This is a genomic window from Halomarina halobia, from assembly GCF_029338575.1.
Classification (GTDB): Archaea; Halobacteriota; Halobacteria; order Halobacteriales; family Haloarculaceae; genus Halomarina; species Halomarina halobia.
Genome location: NZ_CP119993.1, coordinates 111,167 through 128,994 on the forward strand (window position 1 = coordinate 111,167; position 17,828 = coordinate 128,994).

At 60.5% G+C, this 17,828-nt stretch carries 16 protein-coding genes; 6 read left to right on the plus strand and 10 right to left on the minus strand.

What is annotated here, in order from left to right; translation table 11 throughout:
• Positions 1–29: 29 nt before the first annotated feature.
• The 3 genes from P1K31_RS16090 (at position 30) to P1K31_RS16100 (ending at position 4,363) form a co-directional block, all read left to right on the plus strand.
• Positions 30–1,349, plus strand: coding sequence for an aspartate aminotransferase family protein (locus P1K31_RS16090; protein ID WP_276306327.1), 1,320 nt, complete (start codon positions 30–32; stop codon positions 1,347–1,349).
• On the plus strand, positions 1,346–2,368 hold the full coding sequence (locus P1K31_RS16095; RefSeq protein ID WP_276306328.1) for an NAD(P)H-dependent amine dehydrogenase family protein: 1,023 nt from the start codon (positions 1,346–1,348) through the stop codon (positions 2,366–2,368). The genes P1K31_RS16090 and P1K31_RS16095 overlap by 4 nt, the downstream gene beginning before the upstream one ends.
• Before the next feature lie 1,533 nt (positions 2,369–3,901).
• Positions 3,902–4,363, plus strand: a complete 462-nt coding sequence (locus P1K31_RS16100; RefSeq protein WP_276306329.1) for a MaoC family dehydratase — start codon at positions 3,902–3,904, stop codon at positions 4,361–4,363.
• Positions 4,364–4,428: 65 nt separating this feature from the next.
• Here P1K31_RS16100 and P1K31_RS16105 read toward each other — a convergent pair whose 3' ends face one another.
• From P1K31_RS16105 to P1K31_RS16125, 5 genes are all read right to left on the minus strand, one after another.
• Positions 4,429–5,196: an SDR family NAD(P)-dependent oxidoreductase gene (locus P1K31_RS16105; protein ID WP_276306330.1), complete on the minus strand. Its 768-nt coding sequence runs from the start codon at positions 5,194–5,196 to the stop codon at positions 4,429–4,431.
• A gap of 350 nt (positions 5,197–5,546) precedes the next feature.
• Positions 5,547–6,362: an alpha/beta fold hydrolase gene (locus tag P1K31_RS16110; protein ID WP_276306331.1), complete on the minus strand. Its 816-nt coding sequence runs from the start codon at positions 6,360–6,362 to the stop codon at positions 5,547–5,549.
• Positions 6,359–6,748, minus strand: coding sequence for a hypothetical protein (locus P1K31_RS16115; protein ID WP_276306332.1), 390 nt, complete (start codon positions 6,746–6,748; stop codon positions 6,359–6,361). The genes P1K31_RS16110 and P1K31_RS16115 overlap by 4 nt, the downstream gene beginning before the upstream one ends.
• 186 nt (positions 6,749–6,934) lie before the next feature.
• Positions 6,935–8,554 carry an acetate--CoA ligase gene (locus tag P1K31_RS16120; protein ID WP_276306333.1) on the minus strand — a complete coding sequence of 540 codons (1,620 nt, stop codon included), beginning with the start codon at positions 8,552–8,554 and terminating at the stop codon, positions 6,935–6,937.
• Positions 8,555–8,622: 68 nt separating this feature from the next.
• Positions 8,623–9,378, minus strand: coding sequence for an SDR family NAD(P)-dependent oxidoreductase (locus P1K31_RS16125; protein ID WP_276306334.1), 756 nt, complete (start codon positions 9,376–9,378; stop codon positions 8,623–8,625).
• Positions 9,379–9,473: 95 nt separating this feature from the next.
• Here P1K31_RS16125 and P1K31_RS16130 point away from each other — a divergent pair, with 95 nt between their 5' ends.
• Together P1K31_RS16130 and P1K31_RS16135 are read left to right on the plus strand one after the other, a co-directional pair.
• Positions 9,474–10,220, plus strand: a complete 747-nt coding sequence (locus P1K31_RS16130) for an ABC transporter ATP-binding protein (protein WP_276306335.1) — start codon at positions 9,474–9,476, stop codon at positions 10,218–10,220.
• Positions 10,217–10,933 carry an ABC transporter ATP-binding protein gene (locus P1K31_RS16135; protein WP_276306336.1) on the plus strand — a complete coding sequence of 239 codons (717 nt, stop codon included), beginning with the start codon at positions 10,217–10,219 and terminating at the stop codon, positions 10,931–10,933. Before P1K31_RS16130 ends, P1K31_RS16135 begins: the two co-directional genes overlap by 4 nt.
• Before the next feature lie 27 nt (positions 10,934–10,960).
• Here the strand turns inward: P1K31_RS16135 and P1K31_RS16140 are convergent, their stop codons facing one another.
• From P1K31_RS16140 to P1K31_RS16160, 5 genes are all read right to left on the minus strand, one after another.
• Positions 10,961–11,971 (minus strand): branched-chain amino acid ABC transporter permease, encoded by a 1,011-nt coding sequence (locus tag P1K31_RS16140; protein ID WP_276306337.1) that lies wholly within the window; start codon positions 11,969–11,971, stop codon positions 10,961–10,963.
• Positions 11,971–12,915: a branched-chain amino acid ABC transporter permease gene (locus P1K31_RS16145; protein WP_276306338.1), complete on the minus strand. Its 945-nt coding sequence runs from the start codon at positions 12,913–12,915 to the stop codon at positions 11,971–11,973. Before P1K31_RS16145 ends, P1K31_RS16140 begins: the two co-directional genes overlap by 1 nt.
• 7 nt (positions 12,916–12,922) lie before the next feature.
• A complete protein-coding gene (locus tag P1K31_RS16150) occupies positions 12,923–14,062 on the minus strand; it encodes an ABC transporter substrate-binding protein (protein ID WP_276306339.1) in 1,140 nt (379 codons plus the stop codon).
• A 359-nt stretch (positions 14,063–14,421) separates the two neighbouring features.
• Positions 14,422–15,960, minus strand: coding sequence for an AMP-binding protein (locus P1K31_RS16155; RefSeq protein WP_276306340.1), 1,539 nt, complete (start codon positions 15,958–15,960; stop codon positions 14,422–14,424).
• A 45-nt stretch (positions 15,961–16,005) separates the two neighbouring features.
• Positions 16,006–16,473 carry a VOC family protein gene (locus P1K31_RS16160; RefSeq protein ID WP_276306341.1) on the minus strand — a complete coding sequence of 156 codons (468 nt, stop codon included), beginning with the start codon at positions 16,471–16,473 and terminating at the stop codon, positions 16,006–16,008.
• A gap of 134 nt (positions 16,474–16,607) precedes the next feature.
• Here P1K31_RS16160 and P1K31_RS16165 point away from each other — a divergent pair, with 134 nt between their 5' ends.
• A complete protein-coding gene (locus P1K31_RS16165; RefSeq protein WP_276306342.1) occupies positions 16,608–17,783 on the plus strand; it encodes an iron-containing alcohol dehydrogenase family protein in 1,176 nt (391 codons plus the stop codon).
• Positions 17,784–17,828: the final 45 nt, after the last annotated feature.

Below are 17,828 nucleotides of genomic sequence, written 5' to 3' on the forward strand. Positions count from 1 at the left end.
CGCGACCGACACACCCCTCGACAGGAACGATGCACGACCCACAGCACCCGCTAACGACGAGCGAACAGTTACACGCGGCCGCCCTGGACGTGTTCCCGGGCGGTGTCTCGCACAACATCCGCTACTTCGAACCGCACCCGATCTATATCGCGCGAGCGAGCGACAGCCGGATCTGGGACGTCGACGGCAACGAGTACGTCGACTTCTGGATGAACCACATGGCGAGCGTGCTCGGTCACGCCTATCCCGACGTGGTCGAGGCGGTGACCGAGCAGGCGAGGGACGGACTGCACTACGGCGCGCCGAACGAGGTCGCACTCGAATTGGGACGGCTCGTCCGGACGTTCGTCCCCTCCGCCGAGCGCGTTCGGTTCTGCGCGTCCGGCACGGAGGCGACGATGTACGCCGTTCGCCTCGCGCGCGCGCACACGGACCGCGACCGGATCCTGAAGGCCGAGGGAGGGTGGCACGGCGGCAACACCGACCTCTCGGTGGCGATCCACGCGCCGTACGACCAACCGGAGACGGCCGGTCTCCCGCCGGGGGTAACCGAGCAGGTTCACGCGTTCCCGGTCAACGATCCGGACGCAGTTGTCGACCTCCTCGAGCGATATCGCGGCGAGGTCGCCGCGATCATCGTCGAGCCGATGCTGCTCGCCGGAGGTGGGGTGACTGCGACCGACGAGTTCCTCCGCACGCTCCGCGAGGAGTGCGACGCCCGCGGCTGCGTACTGATCTTCGACGAGGTCGTCACCGGGTTCCGCGTCTCTCCGGGGAGCTATCAGGCGCGTATCGGCGTGTTACCGGATCTCACGACGCTCGGGAAGTTCCTCGGCGGCGGCCTCCCGGTGGGCGCACTCGCCGGGCGTGCCGAACTGTTCGAGCCCGCGCGCCCGGACATCGACGTGCCGCCGGTCGAACGGGTGATCGCCGGCGGCGGAACCTTCTCGATGAACCCGATGACCGCGGCCGCCGGCGTGGCGAGCCTTCGCGTGCTCGACGACGAGCCGGTGTTCGCGTACACCGAATCGCGGGCGGAACGTGTCCGGACGGAGTTGGCCGCGCTGTTCGAGGAGCTGAACGTCGACAGCGTCGTCCTCGGGGAGAGCTCGTTGTTCCTGCCGCACTTCGCCCCCGAGGGCCCGCTCGACTCTGTCGGCGCGGTCGAAACGAAGACCGACCGTGACGCACTGCGTGCGTACCACGTGCGGTTACTCGAGCACGGCTACTACTTCCTCCCGGGACACATGGGGAGCGTCTCGTATCAGACCACGGACGCCCAACTGGACGGCTTCCTGGACGCAACCCGTACCGTCGTCGGACAGCTTCGAGGGGCGGGGCGAGTATGAGCGGGAACGCGGGCGAGCGCCCCCGGCTAACCGCGGTCCAGTACGGCGTCGGTCCGATCGGTTCCCGGATCGTCCGGGTTGCCGTCGACCGCGGAATCGAGTTCGTCGGCGGGATCGACATCGACCCGACGAAGGTCGGACGGGACCTCGGACGCGTCGTCGGTCTGGAGCGCGACCTCGGCGTCGACGTGACCGACGACGCGCAGACCGCGCTCGAGGCGGAACCGGACGTCGTCTTCCACTCGACCGGGTCGTCACTGGCCGCGGTATCTCCGCAATTGACGGACGCCCTGACCGCCGAGGCTGACGTGATCTCGACGACCGAAGAGCTCTCCTATCCGTGGTGGGATCCGGACAACCGCGGTCTCGCCAGCGAGCTCGACGAGACCGCGCGAGAGCACGGTGTGACCTGTCTCGGCACCGGGATCAACCCCGGATTCGCCATGGACACGCTACCGGCAGTACTCTCGACTCCCTGTCAGGTCGTCCAATCGATCCGGGTCGAGCGCGTGCAGGACGCCGCCCAGCGCCGCCGGCCGCTCCAGGAGAAGATCGGCGCGGGACTGGATGTCGAAACGTTCGAGAGGGAGATCGCGACGGCTGGCGGACACGTCGGCCTCTCGGAGTCGACCGCGATGCTCGCCGATGCGCTCGGCTGGACGTTACAGACGACGGAACGGGACATCGAACCGGTGATCGCAGACGAGCGAGTTCGAAGCGACTACGTTACGGTCGATCCGGGGGCGGTCGCGGGGATCCGTCAGCGTGTGCGAGGAATCGTCGACGGCGATGCGGTCATCGAACTCGACCTGCGAATGTACCTGGATGCGCCTGACCCCCACGACCGGATTCGGATCACCGGTCGCCCGCCCCTCGACGTCGTTGTCGCCGGCGGGTTTCACGGGGATCGTACGACCCCGGCTATCGTCGTGAACGTCGTTCCGCGGGTTCGAGCGGCCGCTCCCGGCGTCGCGACGATGCTGGATCTGGCGGTGCCGTCGTACACCCGAGCGCTGTGACGTCTCCGTGTCGGCGAGTACAACGACGACGGTTCGGCTCGCCACTGACGACGGTGTCACGCCGGTCGAGGTGCCCCGGCGACCACGAGGTCGCCGTGACGGTCCGTAGTTGAACGTTCTCACGTCCATCGAGCCGAGTCTACGTTGGAGGCGGGGGACGAGTCGGCCGACGAGTTCGAGCCGTCGCCTCTCGGCACCTCTCACGGAAACGAATCCGGTCGGTGCCGTCTCGCAGCAGGTAGTCCGAAATCGGCGGAGGTTCCGCCGAGACGGCCGAAAGACCGGTCTGCACCTTCGCTTTTGACTGTTCGTCGGGGTCCTCTCGGGTGGGTTCCTGCGACACCGTCCGGAGTATCAGATCGGCCGTGCACGCCGAGTATGTATAAAAGTAATTACTCGTAAATGCTCGTCGATCAGGCGGTGTCTGCAGGATGACTACTACGCCACCCGACTGATCACCCTGCAGGTCGTCCAGTTGCTCTGGTCCTGCTACCCACCGGGCCTCTGCGTGAGTTACACCCCTTCTGTCTCGCCCGTAACTCCATCGGTCATCTCCGTACTGAGACGCTATCGTGAGGCGTTCTTCGGTGCCTGCTCCCGGTTCGAGAACGCATCCTCGACGGGTTATTCGAGTCGACCGTCGATATGATCAGAGACCGTCGGTGCGAGTGTAGGAACACGCGCCGTAGAGGTCTGTTAACGAACGAACGCCCGACGTCACCCTCTGATACTGAACACTTCTAAGATATCATATGGTAGGAAGGGTGACGGTACGGGGTGAACGCTGCACGTAGCGCTAGGGCGCACTTTCCTCTCCAACGAGCGAAGATGTCCCCGACACGTTAGTATCCTGGACGAGCAAGTATTTCTACGACTATTGGGTTGATGCTGTGTGCCAGCGTTCGATCCGAGTGGCCGTGGCTGTCCGATAGCTCCCGTCACTCGGATATGATCTGGTCGTCGCGAGGAACCTTCTCGTTACGGGTCTCTCACTCTTTGAACTCGCCGGGGTACGTGATGAGACTGCCCAGCGTTCTCTGGCCATGGATTCATGCCCGTTCCGAGCCTCGTCACGACCCATGAGTCACGATACTCTGGACCACACCGAGGGGATAGCGATAAGGCCGGCGACCGAAAGACCACAGTTCTCCGTAAGCGATATGCAGAGGGTGCCCCGTCAGGAACTCGATCGAGAAGACGTAGTAGCCGTTTTCTCTCGGTTGTAGATGGGGGGTGGGTAGAGACGACAGCCTTACAACCGTTCTCGGGTCAGTAGTCCGACCCTCTCGCTCGTGAATACGGAAATCTGGTGAAATCTTGCAGGGGATCTCGAGGGGGCGATTTCGGTGATCCATGGCCGAAGGAGTCTGTGATCAGACTCGTTTGCCGCCCGTTCTCTTCGTTTCCGGTTATAGCCGCGGGGCTCACAATGGTGAGCGGAGAATCGTCGAATTTTGTCAGAAACCCCCGTCAGTAGCTTACCCACCCCGACCTACGCAAAGGTCTATGCGACATCGACCGAATCACGTTCACGTGATCGAGCAACGAGTCTACGAGAGTTTCGAGATCGGTGAGAAGTACGTTACCCATGGGCGAACTGTGACTGATTCCGATATCCGGGCCTTTATCGGAGCCACGGGATCAACGGATCCGATCCATATCGACCGGGAGTACGCGGCCACTCATCCCCTCGTGGACGATGTTGTGGCACAGGGAACCCTACTTCTCGGAATTGCTGATGGGTTTTTCGTCGACGCTGTTGCTACCGATGCCGCCCTAGCGATGAACTACGGCCACGATCGAGTTCGCTACCTCGGCGCGGTCTCCCCCGGCGATAGTGTTCACGCGACCGTGGAGATCACCGGGAAAGCTCGACGTGACGAGGATTGGGGACTCATTACCGCTAACGTGGAACTTATCAATCAAAATGATGAAACCGTTCTAACCGATACGCATCGACTCCTTGTCGCCAGCGAGGAGAACGGCGCGCTCTGAATTCGGGGGATTCGACCTCCGAGTTGGGGAGAGTGGATCTCCGTGCAGTTATACGTAACGTGATATTACTGCGCCGAGATTCCGCCATCGACTACGTGCACTTCGCCGGTGGCGTACCTCGCTGCATCGCTAGCGAGGTAGACTGCGGCATGTGCGATCTCTTCAGGTTCCGCGAACCGGTCCTGCGGAATCGTCTGCAGGATGTCCTGGCGGATGCTCTCGTTCTCGCGGACCCCCTTGGTGAACTCCGTCGCTACGTACCCCGGCGCGAGGGCGTTGACCCGGACGTCCGGCGCCCACTCGACGGCGAGACACCTGGTCATCCCGACCATGGCGTGCTTAGACGCGGTGTATGGCGTCTGATAGGGGAGCGCGACGACTCCGCCCACGCTCGCAACGTTGACAATAGCTCCGTCGCCGTCTCGGTCGAACACTCGCCGGCCGAACTCGCGAGCACACTTGAACGAACCAGTCACGTTCACCGAGAGGATCTGCTCCCACGTCTCGATGTCGAGATTCCGTGCGTCTCCGAAGTACGGATTCACGCCGGCGTTATTGACGAGAACGTCGACGCCACCGAACGTCGATTCCGCTTCGTCGAACATCTCCTCGATACCTCCCACATCCGTCACGTCGAGCGGATAGGCGAGGGCGTCACCGCCGATCGCCTCGATTCGATCTACCGTCGCGGTCAGAGCGTCCTCCGAGCGAGCGACGGGAACGACGTCGGCGCCAGCTTCGGCCATCGCGACGGCGATCGCTTCACCGATACCGCGACTCCCTCCGGTAACGACGGCGACCGAACCTTCGAGCGAAAACGCGTCGAGCACCATGTCAGAGGGTGGTAACGGAGAATGTATAAACGTTCGGTAGCTGCCGGCGTACGGTAGGGTTACGTCGCAACCGTCCCGGGCCTCGGTCGATGGCTCAGCTTGATCCCCTCGAACGGGATCTACTGCGTCCTCGCGCTGTACTACGGGACTCGCCACTGGCACCAGAACGTCGCCCTGCACTTTCGCCCTTCCCCGCTGTTCTACATCTATGCCGTCGTCCCTGGCCGCAGTGTATACGTAACGCAAAAAACCGATCGTTTGTTTTTCCAGGCCCAGATTGCGCCGGTGACGGCGGCTGTACCCTAGATATCTGCACGTATAGGGGATGTATCTGCTGATTTATGTAGATACTACTCCTCCACGACGTTTTTATCCTTCAAGAAATCCATACAGACGTCAGCGAGGCCTGCGGGATCCTCGAACATCGGGTAGTGGCCCATCTTTTCGCCGATCACCATCTCCCCGAGATCGTCCGCGATCCCCTCGATGGTCTCTTCCATCCGTTCCTCAGGAACGTAGAAATCGGCTTCACCCTTGAAGTTCAGGAAGGGACACGTGATGTCCCCGAGTCTCGCTCGAACGTCGTGGTTCACCCAGCACTGGAGATCGCCCGTCGCGATCTCCTGTGGCGCATACCGATGCATCCACCTCGTCTCCGTTATCTTCTCCTCCGGGACTGGCCGGTACATCGACTGTTCTGCGGCCCGTTCCATGATGTCGCGCCACCCGGGACACGCGTGAGGGTGCTCGTAGACGTTCACGTTCGGGAACGTCGGCGTGTACGCGGCGCCTTCGAGGGCTAGCGCCGCTCGCATATCGTCCGAATGGTGACAGGCCATGTCCGTGACCATGTTGCCACCGATCGAACAGCCCGCGACGACGGGCTTGTCCTCGCACACTTCCTCGATTATCCTCCAGACGAATTCGGCGTACTCGTGCATTTCCCTGAACGGCTCCCAGTTCACGGGGTACGACTTCCCGTGTCCCGGAAGATCGACGGCAATTGCGTGGAAACCGTTGTCGGCCATAATGGGGAGGAATTCGTAGTACTCGATCGAGCAAGCGCCGGCGGTGTGGATACAGAAGAGGGGAATCCCCTCCCCGCACTCCTCGTAGTAGATCCTCGTTCCATCCACGTCCACGTAGTGACCCGTGATCTCGGTCATACCGTCACCTCCGCCTGCTGAGTCTCAGCCATCAGCTCCGCCATTCGAACGAGGGCCTCGTGCATGCGATTCGCTTCGAGGAGATCCCCGTCGATCAGGATCCCTCCACTGCTGTAGGCCTTCCAGAAGGTGTCGTCGCCGGCGACTACTGGCTCCCACGCTTCCTTTGACCCGGACACCACGACGTCGTAGCCGAGCGGATTGGACATCGGTTCGTACGTCATGGTATCGATGATTTCACCGCCGTACAGTTTCAACCAGTATCGCTCTTCATCGACTCCGATGACGACATTCACGTCCGACCACTCTGCCGCCCGGTTGAACTGTTCGTCCTCGTTACAGCGCTCTTGTAGCTCTTCTAGCCATTCTGCTGATGGGAAATCCATGGCTCACACTACTCTGATACGCCAGAGCAGATAACTATTTTTAATAATCATTATGTTATTCGCATTACCTGACTACTGCCGTGGCTCACCGTTTTCCGGTCCCTCCAATTCGGCCCCTCGAAAGTTGTGTTCCCAACGACTCCCCGTCTGATATGCAACCAAACGGTCTTGGAAGGGGTGAAGACGTTACTCGGTGAGTTTGTGGCGTTGTATCTTCCCGGAGACGGTCGTCGGGAATTCGTCCACGAATTCGATCACACGAGGATACTTGTAGGCGGCTTCTCGCTCCTTGACGAAACGTTGGAGTTCGTCGATCAGCGCGTCGGACTCAGTCTCGTTCGGTTCTACTTTGACGAACGCTTTGATGACGGTCCCCCTCTCGCTATCCTCGATTCCCACGACGACGACGTCGTTGACCGCGTCGTGTTCACGCAAACTGTCTTCCACTTCGAGGGGGCTGACCCGGTAGCCGCTCGTGATGATGACGTCATCGGCCCGTCCCTCGTAGTAGATGTACCCATCCTCGTCGTATGAACCCGCGTCGCCGGTTTTCATCCAGTCGTCGACAAAGAGGTCCTCCGTGAGATCGGGCTGGTTCCAGTAGCCGAGCAGCATGGACGGGTCTGGCCGTTTGACCGCGATATGGCCGATCTCCCCCGCGGCCTTCCGCTCTCCGGTATTATCATCGACGATAGCCACCTCGTGTCCGGGGCACGGTTTCCCGGACGCGTTCTTATTGACGTCCATGAGAGAGTGGTTCGTCCCAACGAGGAAGTTGCACTCGGTCTGACCGTAGATTTCGTTCACTCGAGCCCCCCATTCGGTTTCGACGAACTCGAAGATGTCCTCCGTCACCTTTTCACCGCCGCTAGGAACTACTCGGACGTCGAGCTCATCCGTTGGACGATCAACGCCCTTTAGCATCCGGATCATCGTAGACGTCAGGAGTGGATTCGTGACTCCGTATCGTTCCATGAGATCGTAGACGGTCTCCGGGTCGAACTGCCCACCGTACCCGACGACGGGATGTCCGTGGTACCAAGCACACCAGACGACGGCGAACAGACCCCCTACCCAGGACCAGCCTGCAGGCGTGTAGTGGACGGCTTCCTCACCCGGGAACTCGTTTATCATCTGCCACCCGGGGATGTATCCGAGCAGACTCCTGTGGGCGTGGTGGGCCCCCTTCGGTCTTCCAGTCGTTCCGCTCGTGTAGATGATGTACGCGGAGTCCTCGGCGTCCGTCACGAGAGGATCGAACCTCGGTGACGCAGCTTCGACCCCGTCTTCCCACGACTGCCCGTCGATCCCGTCGGGGTCGTCGAGAGTGATCACCGTTTCGAGGTGATCGAGGTCATCACGGAGGGTGTCGAGGACGTCCGCACGCTGTCGATCGACGATTGCGACCTGCGTCTGTGAGTGATCTAGTCGGTAGCGGAGTCCCTCTGACCCGTACAGGACCGAGAGGGGTACTGACACCGCCCCCATCTGGAGCACACCGAGGTTGGCGAACAACGTCTCTGGCCGCTGTGGGAGAACGATACCAACGCGCGTCCCTCGCTCAACGCCAGCGTCGGCGAGAACGTTCGAAACCTCGTTCGCTATCCGTTTAACTTGCCAGAACGTGTACGTCTCACGTGATCCATCCTCGTCCTCGTAGAAGAGAGCAACACGACGTTTCCCGTCCTCACGATCGGCCCACCGACCACAGACAGCGTCAGCCATGTTGAACGTTCCTGGGATGTCCCATTCGAACTGCCGATACGCTTCGTCGTACGAGTCGTACTGACTCAAGTCGATCTCCATAGTGGGGTGATACGCGTCCACGTTGATTATTGTATTGGGAGCTATTCTCGAACCGATATCTCCCGTTGTCAGGCCATCCCGTACCCGCCATCGACGACGAGGTTCTGACCGGTCACAAACGAGGCCGCATCGCTCGCGAGAAAGACGACGGCTTCCGCGATCTCGTCGGAAGTCCCGATCCTTCGCATCGGGGTCTGTCGCTCGGCGAACTCGATGGTTCCCGCGTGGGTGTCCTCCCGTAACATCGGCGTATCTACGAATCCCGGCGAGACGGCGTTGACGCGAATGCCATCCGCCGCATAGTCGCGAGCGACCTGCCGGGTGAGCGCGATAACGCCCCCCTTCGCCGCGCTGTAGGAGGCCGAATTCGGCGCGCCGACGACACCGAACACACTGCCGATGTTGACGATGGCACCACCTCCCGACCGCTGTAACCGTTTGACGGCTGCGAGACAGCCGTGGTAGACCCCGGTCAAGTTCAGTTCGACGGTGTCCCGCCAGTTTGTCGCGTCCGTATCGGTTATTGCGTAGGACTCCGCCCTCCCGGCGTTGTTGACGACGACATCGAGGTTCCCGAACCGGTCGATGGCTTCGTCCATGACCGCGTTCACCTCTTCGATATCTGTGACGTCCGTTTCAACGAACGTTGCCTCTCCACCGCTCTCTGTAATGTGTTCGTCGGTAGGCGTACCACCGCTACGGGGATCCCGTTGAACGTCCGCGTTAACGACACGCGCCCCCTCTTCGGCAGCTAGGAGTGCAGTTGCTCGACCGAGACCGGAACTCGCACCGGTGATGACGACGGTGGTATCCGCAAGTCGCATGTACCGTCTCTCGTTCCGGGGTGAGTAAGTGTTTCCCCACCAGTGTCGACCCCTAGCACCGGTATTTAAGACGGAGAACGCGATAGTAGTCATCAATGGACGATGGAGAGACGATATTGAGCGTGGATGACCTGAGGAAACAGTTCGACGGTATCGTCGCCGTCGATGATGTAACCGCCCGATTCTACGAGGATGAGCTTCACGCTATCATCGGACCGAACGGCGCTGGCAAAACAACCTTCTTCAACCTGTTGACCGGTGCGCTGACGCCGACGAGCGGGACGATCGTGTTTGACGGGGAGGAGATCACGGGTGTCCCTCCGAGCGAGATCGCCCGGAGAGGTCTCATTCGCTCGTACCAGGTGACGAAACTCTTCGATGGCCTCAGCGTGTTGGAGAACGTCGCAGTCGCAGTCCAAACGAACGAGAACTCGTACAATTTCTGGGGGAAGGCACCCCCGGAGATTACTGACCGGGCCCACGAGATCCTCGAACGGGTCGATCTCGCCCCCAAGGCGGATACCCTCGCTTCGAACCTTAGCCACGGTGAGCAGCGAACGCTCGAGATCGCTGTCGCACTCGGGACCGACCCGAAGCTGCTCCTACTCGACGAACCGACGAGCGGAATGAGTCCGGAGGAAACTCGAGACGTGATCCAACTCATCGGCGAACTCCGACGAGACCTTCCCATCATCCTCATCGAGCACAAGATGAGCGTCGTCAACGAAGTCGCGGACAGAATCCTGGTACTCCATAACGGCAAGAAGATCGCCGACGATGTCCCGGACGCAGTGAGACAGGATCGAGAGGTTCGTCGCGTGTATCTGGAGGGAACCGCATGAGCCTACTCGAAGTCGAACGGATCAACACGTTCTACGGGCAGAGCCACATCCTCCACGATCTTTCACTGACCGTCGATGAGGGCGATCTCGTGACGCTCGTCGGACGGAACGGCGCTGGAAAGACGACGACGTTAGAGTCGATCATGGGTTTCCAGACGCCTCGATCCGGAACGATCCGCTTCGACGGTACGGACGTTACGCGGAACAAACCCCACGAGACGTCACAGGCCGGTGTCTCTCTGATTCCGGAGCATAGACGAGTGTTCCCCGAGTTGACTGTCGGTGAGAACCTCCGGCTCGGACATATGGGACACGATATCGAGGCGGACAGGATCGACGAACTGACCGACCGGGTGTACGGATACTTCCCGCGGCTCGAAGAACGTGAACAGCAACGCGCTGGGCAGATGAGCGGTGGCGAACAGCAGATGCTCGCCATCGCGAGAGGGCTTCTCTCCGATCCGAGATTGCTCCTCGTCGATGAACCGACCGAGGGGCTGATGCCATCGCTCGTCGAGAGACTCCGGAACATCCTACAACAGATCAACGAAGACGGTATCACGATCCTCCTCGTCGAGCAAAACGTCGAACTCGCTCTCGATATAAGCGACTACGGCTACGTTATTGACGAGGGTGAAATTAAAGCCCACAAGCCGAGCGTGGAACTCAAACGAGACGAGGAGATCAAGAGCCGCTATCTGGCGCTCGGTTGAAGGGGAGTACGATCCCCCGCCTGGGTGTTACGGTCGCAGACGGTCGATCAATCGTCTCACGTCGACCCCGGCGTCGTCCCCCTGGAGTCGCGATTTCGCCAACCCGACGATGCCCTCGGGGGCCAGCAGAACGACGGCGATGATAACGATCCCGAAGAGCACCTGCCAGTTCTGGGTGATCTGCGCGAACGTATCCGACAGGAGGATGAATACGGCGGCACCGACCAGTGGCCCGATGAGCGTTCCGAGTCCGCCCATAATCGCCATCAGGACGACCTCGCCGGACATCGTCCAGAAGAGCAGGTTCGGGGAGATGAAGATGAACAGTACGGCATAGAGGGCACCGGCGAAGCCGGAAATAGCCCCCGACATCGCGAACGCCAACCACAGGTAGTTGTTGACGTCGTAACCCAGGTGAAGCGCTCGTTCCTCGCTCTCTCTGATTGCCTTCAGTGTGCGGCCGAACGGGGAACTGACCACGCGACTAATAGCCACAAAGAGGACGAGGAACACTACACTCACGACGGCGTAGAAGTGTAGATCGTTCTGTAACGGTGTCAGTGGTCCGAGCGGTGCCTCGCTGGTCGGAAGTGAAAGCCCGTTCGAACCGCCGGTTAGCCCGGACCACTGGAAGACGATGGTGTAGGTCATCTGGGCCAACGCGAGGGTGATCATCGCGAAGTAGATACCCCGCCGTCGAAGACTGAGGTAGCCGAACACGACGCTCACGACCGTCACTATCACGACACTGCTAAGGATTGCGAGATAGAGGTTTTGTACTGCGTGCTCGACGATGAGAACCGTCGCATATGCTCCGAGGCCGAAAAAGGCGGCGTGCCCGAACGAGAGTTCACCACCGTAGCCGAGAATGATGTTGTACCCCATCGCGAAGATTCCCATCACGACTATTTCAGTGCTGAGAAACGGGGTTGCGATGAACGGTAGAGCCACGAGGATGCCGAAGACGCCGAGGTACGTCAACCGCTTCTGACCGACCCTATCCACGATCGCCCCGAAGGACGTCGAAACGGTCGCCATCACTCGATCACCCCTTCCTTGCCGAAGAGGCCACGCGGTCTGACTAGCAGGACGATCGCCATAAAGAGGAACACGACGACCTCTGCGGCTTGAGAATAGAACATCCCCGTCAGGACCTGTAGTTCGCCGATGAGGATACCTGCGATGATCGTCCCCCGGAAGCTACCGAGGCCCCCCACGACCACCACGACGAACGCCGGAATCAACAGTTCGATGCCTAACGTCGGGTGGGCCGCTCGGATAGGGCCAATCAGGACGCCGGCGATTCCTGCCAGCGCCGCCCCGATACCGAAGACCAGGAGATAAATCCGGGAAACGTCGATGCCGAGGGCGTCGACCATGTCACGGTCCTGTGTCCCTGCTCGGATAAGTAGCCCGAGGTCTGTCCAATTGAGGAACAGATACAGCGCCACGATGAGTAACCCCGCAACCACGATGACGAATACCCGGTAGAGGGGATAGGAGAAGAGAACCAGATCCACCGCTCCCTGCGCCCAGGCCGGATTCGGGAAATTCTTGCCCGACTGGCCCCAGACCAGCATGACTCCCCCTCTGAGGAACTCCGCGATGCCGAAGGTCAAGAGCAACTGCAGGAGCGCATCGTAGCGTCCGTATGTGTATCTGAGGAGCGTCCGTTCGATGACGATCCCGGTGAGAAACGTGCCGACGACAGCGGCGACGATCGCGAACACGAAGCTCCCCGTCGCGCTCTGTACGGTCCAAGCGATGTACGTCCCCACCAGCAGGATGTCGCCGTGGGCGAAGTTGATGACACCCAAGAGACCGAAGATGATCGTGAGTCCGAGCGACACTAGTACGAGCGTCATCCCGAGCATGAGCCCGTTGAACAGCTGGGTCGCGTAATACTGCGTCTGAAGCGGTGTGGCCGGAAACGTCAACCCTCCCTGAAAGGCGGTGTTGAATACTGTAGAGAGCTCGATCATTATGGGTCTAGAAGCTGCAGCCGGTCTGTTCGCACGTTCGCATCTGCGTCTCCTCGGGGTCCTGCGGGACTTCGAGGATGCGGTAATAGTTCTGTCCGTCGACTTCCTCCGGCGGCCGTCCCTTTACCGTCATCGTCGCGATCGTCGCACGGTGATCGCAGGCGCGGAACCGCTCACCGACGTTCCACAGCTGGGGGAAGAGCTCTCGATCTTCCATCTCGTCGCGGACGGCGTTAGCTTCGGTCCCGTCAGCGGCGTTGATCGCGCGAAGGGTCGTCCGCACGCCCGCATACATACTCGCCGAGAAACCGAGTGGTCGGGTATCGTATTCCTCGTTGAACGAGTTGGCGAACTCCCGGGCGGCGGAGACGTCGTGCTGCCAGTACCACGGTGCGCTCGCGTAGAAGTTCTCGTGGCTGAGTATCTGCGGACCGATCTGTGCCGCCTCGATAATCCCCGTTGCCGGCCAGACGCAGACGTGGTCTTCGAACAGACCGAAATCGCCCGCCTGCTGGGCGCTCTGGACGTGATTCGATGCGAACAGGTTGAAGCTGATGATGTCGGCCCCCGAGTTCCGGGCCTTCGTAATGGCTTGTGAGTAATCCGTCGCGCCGAAGTCGACGAACGTGTTACCGAGATATTCTACGCCATCGAACGAGGGGACGATCTGGGTCTCGTTCCAGTTCTGGATCGATTGCCCCCACGAGTAATCCGCCGTGATCTCGTACACGCTCTCTCCGAGCCCCTGTTCGAGAACGTATCGTAGACCGCCGCTGGTCTGCATCACGGCGCTGTTGCCCGCATTGAACACGTTCGCTCGACACTGCTTCCCGGTGAGCGCGTTACTCCCCCCGACGCAGGTGTAGATCACGTCCTCCCGCTGCGCCAGCTCGCCGATCGCAAGCGCCACGCTGCTGGAGAAATTCCCCGCGAGGAAGTCGGCGTTTTCCTGGGTGATCAGTTCGCGTGCGACCTGCGTCGCTCGTTGGGGGTCCGTTTGAGTGTCCCGGAAGACCACCTCGATCTCCCTGTCACCCGCGTCGCCGTCCTCGTTTGCGTGTTTGACGGCTAACTCTACCGCTTGCTTCTGGTTCCCACCGATCTCGCCGTACGGCCCGCTCGTCGGAATAGTCCCCCCGATGGTCACTGAATCACCACCACCTCCTCCGAGACCACCGCCGAGACAACCCGTTATTGCCGCCAGGGTAGCGCTACCTGCTGCTCCTCTGAGGTAGTTGCGCCTCGATGTACCGCCGTCTGTCCTGCCATTACCTGACATGCGATAGTTGATTAGTGAATTAGTCCATATTAACTATTGCGTATAGCAACAACTACCCGGCGAGTTGATTACCCGATCTATGTAACATATCTAACGGATTCGTGGTGAGAATTCAAGTCGCGATCCGGGTTTTGTTTTCGAAACCTTACCGTGACCGACGACGGAATCAACGGTGACGCTGACCGACCGGTGGAGTGTTTCCGCCGAGCGTACGCACTGCTCGGGGATCAAATGTCGGTCGCCCCGTACCGTTCGAGCACCGTCTGGCGCTCGATCTTTCCGGTTCCGCTCTTGGGGAGTCCGTCGACGAAAACGAACTCTTTCGGGTGCTTGAACCGCGCTAGTCGGCTTTCGAGGAACTCTCGTACTTCCTCGGTCGGGATCGCCTCGTCATCTACCGTCGCGATCACCGCCTTCACGATCTGTCCCCATCGGTCGTCCGGGACGCCGAAGACCACGACCTCCTCCACCTGCGGATGCGAGTAGAGCGCTTCCTCGACCTCGCTCGGGTAGATGTTCTCCCCACCGGAGATGATCATGTCGTCCACGCGACCGTGGATGTGGTAGAACCCGTCTTCGTCGACCTCCGCGATGTCCCCCGTGTGGAACCACCCGTCCGTCCATGCCTGTTCGGTCTTCTCGGGCAGGCCGAGGTAGCCCTCGGACACGGTCGGCCCCCGGTGGAGCAACTCGCCGGCTTCACCGGACGAAACCTCGTCTCCCTCTTCATCGACCACCTTCGCATCCACGTGAGTGAACGTCATCCCGTTACACTTCGGAGGTTTCTCCATCGCGTGTTCCGGTCGAAGCACGAGCGATCCGTCCGTCGTCTCCGTGAGACCGTACGCGGCGACACACGGTACGTCGATCTCCCGAAAGGCCGCTTTGAGTTCACTCGGAACCGGTTCTCCTCCCCCGACGACCAGATCGAGCGCAGAGAGGTCGAGGTCCTGCCATCCATCTACGTGAACCATCGAATTCAGCATCGTCGGGATCGCGAACAGCTTTGTCACGTCGTACTCAGCCATCACCTCCCACGTTTCCTCGGGGACGAATTCCTGCTGTAGAATAACGGTCCCGCCCATGTGCAGGAGTGGAAGCGTGAAGATGTTGAGCCCGCCGACGTGGAAGACCGGACTGGAGGTCACCGTCACGTCATCGCTATTCAACTCCGTATCGACGATGTAGCTCACCGAGGAGAAGAAGATGTTCTTGTGGGACAGCGGGACGCCCTTCGGTCTTCCGGTCGATCCGCTCGTGTACAGCAAGATGGCGGGATCGTCGAACCCGTCCGCGACTGGTACCTCGGTGCCGGGGTTCTCGTAGAAGGCCGTCCAATCGTCGGCGTCGAGGCCGTGCTCTTCTCCGGGGTCTCCGATCCGGACCGTCGGAATTTCGTCCAGCGAGAGTCTGGACGCGGTGTCTTCGAAGACCCCCTCGTAGACGAAGAGGGCTGGATCGACGTCGGCCAGCAGGTATTCGAGTTCGTCCGCGGATAGACGGTAGTTGAACGGCGCAATGACAGCACCGAGTTTACACGTGGCGAAAAACAGGTCGAAGAACTCGACGGAGTTCCGGAACAATCCGCACACTCGATCCCCCTCCCCGATCCCTCTGTCCGTCAACTCCCGTGCGACGCTGTTCGATCGCCGCTCCAGCTCCTCGTAGGTGTACTCGTCTCGTGTCGCCTGCTCGACGATGGCTACCTCGTTCGGAAAGTAGTACGACTTCTTCCGGATGATGTACCCGAAGTTAGCTTGCCGCATACCCCTCTGGTACGGGCGATCGGTATTATCGATTGCGCATACTCCCTATCGGTCCTCCCCGCCAAGCGCCTCCATCCGAGAGGCCGTCTCAAAGGCGTGGGGGAACTCGGCCAAGAATACGAACAACCCGTCGAAATCATGGGGGTGATAGAGTAACTCGGTGAACTCTCCCACGGTGATCTCACCGACCGGCTCGATACCGTCCGTAGCTAGGTCCGCGCGCGCGGTCTCCAGATCGGCTACCCGAAACGCGATCGCGTAGAGCCCGGTTCCGTGCTCCTCGACGAAGTTCGCGATAGCGTTGTCATCGTCTTTCGGATCCGGTTGGACGATGTCTACGCCGATCCCGGCCGTGTCGATGACGCTGTTGAGGGTGTTTTCTCCCCCCGAGGTCTCTGTTGTCAGGGTCAGAAGGTCACCGAAGCCGATTCCCAAGCGATCGTCGAGCGTTTCAGCTGTTCGCTCCACGCTGTCCGTCGCAATAACCACGCGGTCTATACCGATCACTCGCATCGTGTCTAGCCGATTCACGCGGGGTCCCTTGAATGTATACCGACTGCCCCTCCCATCTCCGCAACACTGCCCGTTTCATCTACCGTCTCCGACCCACCACAACGATTATGTTCACCTCCCGAGGATGGCGTGGTATGGCAACTCACGCCTACGAGTCCAACACCTTCGTGTGGGGTTCTAACTGCGTCAGTGAACTACCGAGCATGATCGAAGCCGAAGGTTCGGGACGGGCCATGCTCGTCTGCGGCGAGAACGTCGGGGACAACGAAGAGCTCCTCGATGCGATAGAGGGCGTACTCGGAGACACCCTAGTCTGTACGTACACGGGGGTACGGAGCGACACCCCGCTCGAAACCGTCCATCGTGGGGTCGAACGCAAACGTAAACACGACATCGACGTTCTGGTGAGTGTCGGCGGAGGTAGTGCCAGTGACACGGCGAAGGCGATTGCGACCTTCGATGCAGAGGAAGGACGTTCGATGGACGATATGAAGACACGAACTACCGAGCGGGGTGACGCGCACATCCCTGAACTACCGGAGACGAAGGTCCCGATCTTCACCATCGCGACGACCCTTTCGGCAGCGGAAGTGAGCAACGCGTTCGGGGTTACGGACCACGAACGCGGCGAAAAGGGCGTCATCGTCGACGAGAAGGTACGACCCGTCGCCAACTACTATGACCCGGAGTTGACGGCAACCACACCCTCGAACACCATCGCGAGTACGGGGATGAACGCACTAGATCACGCCGTCGAGATCCTCTATTCGGATCCGCGAGGGGAGAACCCCTTCTATCAGGCGACGGCGACACGGGCTATCGATCTGTTGATGACAAACCTCGAGAGCGCAGTCACGGATCCGTCTCACACCGAAGCGATCGAGAGGGCTCAGATCGGTGCGGCATTGAGTGCTCTCGGCCTCATCGGCGGTATCTGTATCAATCATGGGATCAACCATGCTCTCTGTGCGCGCCACCCTGTCTCCCACGGTGACGGCAACAGCGTCCTCCTTCCCCACGGCGTCAAGTTCAACGCGTCGACGGTCCCGGAACGCATCCGACGCATCGCCGCGGCGATGGGGATCAACACCGAGGATCGGGGTGACGACTGGGTCGTGAGATCGGTTCTCGAAGAGATCCGTGACCTGCAGACGGCAATCGACGTGCCGTATCGACTCCGGGACGTCAACGTCGACCGGGATGACTTCGAGGCGATGGCCGAGATCGCAGCGAAGGACTCCGCCATGGCGAGCAATCCGCGTCCCGTAACCGAGGGAGACATCCGAGACATCCTCAAATCGGCCTGGTGATCGCGAGCCCCTCGACGCAGATCCAGGGACGGAACCCGCGGTGAC

Coding starts and splice junctions, on each gene's coding strand:
- P1K31_RS16090 (WP_276306327.1), top strand. CDS start 30: ATGCACGACCCACAGCACCCGCTAACGACGAGCGAACAGTTACACGCG.
- P1K31_RS16095 (WP_276306328.1), top strand. CDS start 1,346: ATGAGCGGGAACGCGGGCGAGCGCCCCCGGCTAACCGCGGTCCAGTAC.
- P1K31_RS16105 (WP_276306330.1), bottom strand. CDS start 5,196: ATGGTGCTCGACGCGTTTTCGCTCGAAGGTTCGGTCGCCGTCGTTACC.
- P1K31_RS16110 (WP_276306331.1), bottom strand. CDS start 6,362: ATGACCGAGATCACGGGTCACTACGTGGACGTGGATGGAACGAGGATC.
- P1K31_RS16115 (WP_276306332.1), bottom strand. CDS start 6,748: ATGGATTTCCCATCAGCAGAATGGCTAGAAGAGCTACAAGAGCGCTGT.
- P1K31_RS16120 (WP_276306333.1), bottom strand. CDS start 8,554: ATGGAGATCGACTTGAGTCAGTACGACTCGTACGACGAAGCGTATCGG.
- P1K31_RS16125 (WP_276306334.1), bottom strand. CDS start 9,378: ATGCGACTTGCGGATACCACCGTCGTCATCACCGGTGCGAGTTCCGGT.
- P1K31_RS16130 (WP_276306335.1), top strand. CDS start 9,474: ATGGACGATGGAGAGACGATATTGAGCGTGGATGACCTGAGGAAACAG.
- P1K31_RS16135 (WP_276306336.1), top strand. CDS start 10,217: ATGAGCCTACTCGAAGTCGAACGGATCAACACGTTCTACGGGCAGAGC.
- P1K31_RS16140 (WP_276306337.1), bottom strand. CDS start 11,971: ATGGCGACCGTTTCGACGTCCTTCGGGGCGATCGTGGATAGGGTCGGT.
- P1K31_RS16145 (WP_276306338.1), bottom strand. CDS start 12,915: ATGATCGAGCTCTCTACAGTATTCAACACCGCCTTTCAGGGAGGGTTG.
- P1K31_RS16155 (WP_276306340.1), bottom strand. CDS start 15,960: ATGCGGCAAGCTAACTTCGGGTACATCATCCGGAAGAAGTCGTACTAC.
- P1K31_RS16160 (WP_276306341.1), bottom strand. CDS start 16,473: ATGCGAGTGATCGGTATAGACCGCGTGGTTATTGCGACGGACAGCGTG.
- P1K31_RS16165 (WP_276306342.1), top strand. CDS start 16,608: ATGGCAACTCACGCCTACGAGTCCAACACCTTCGTGTGGGGTTCTAAC.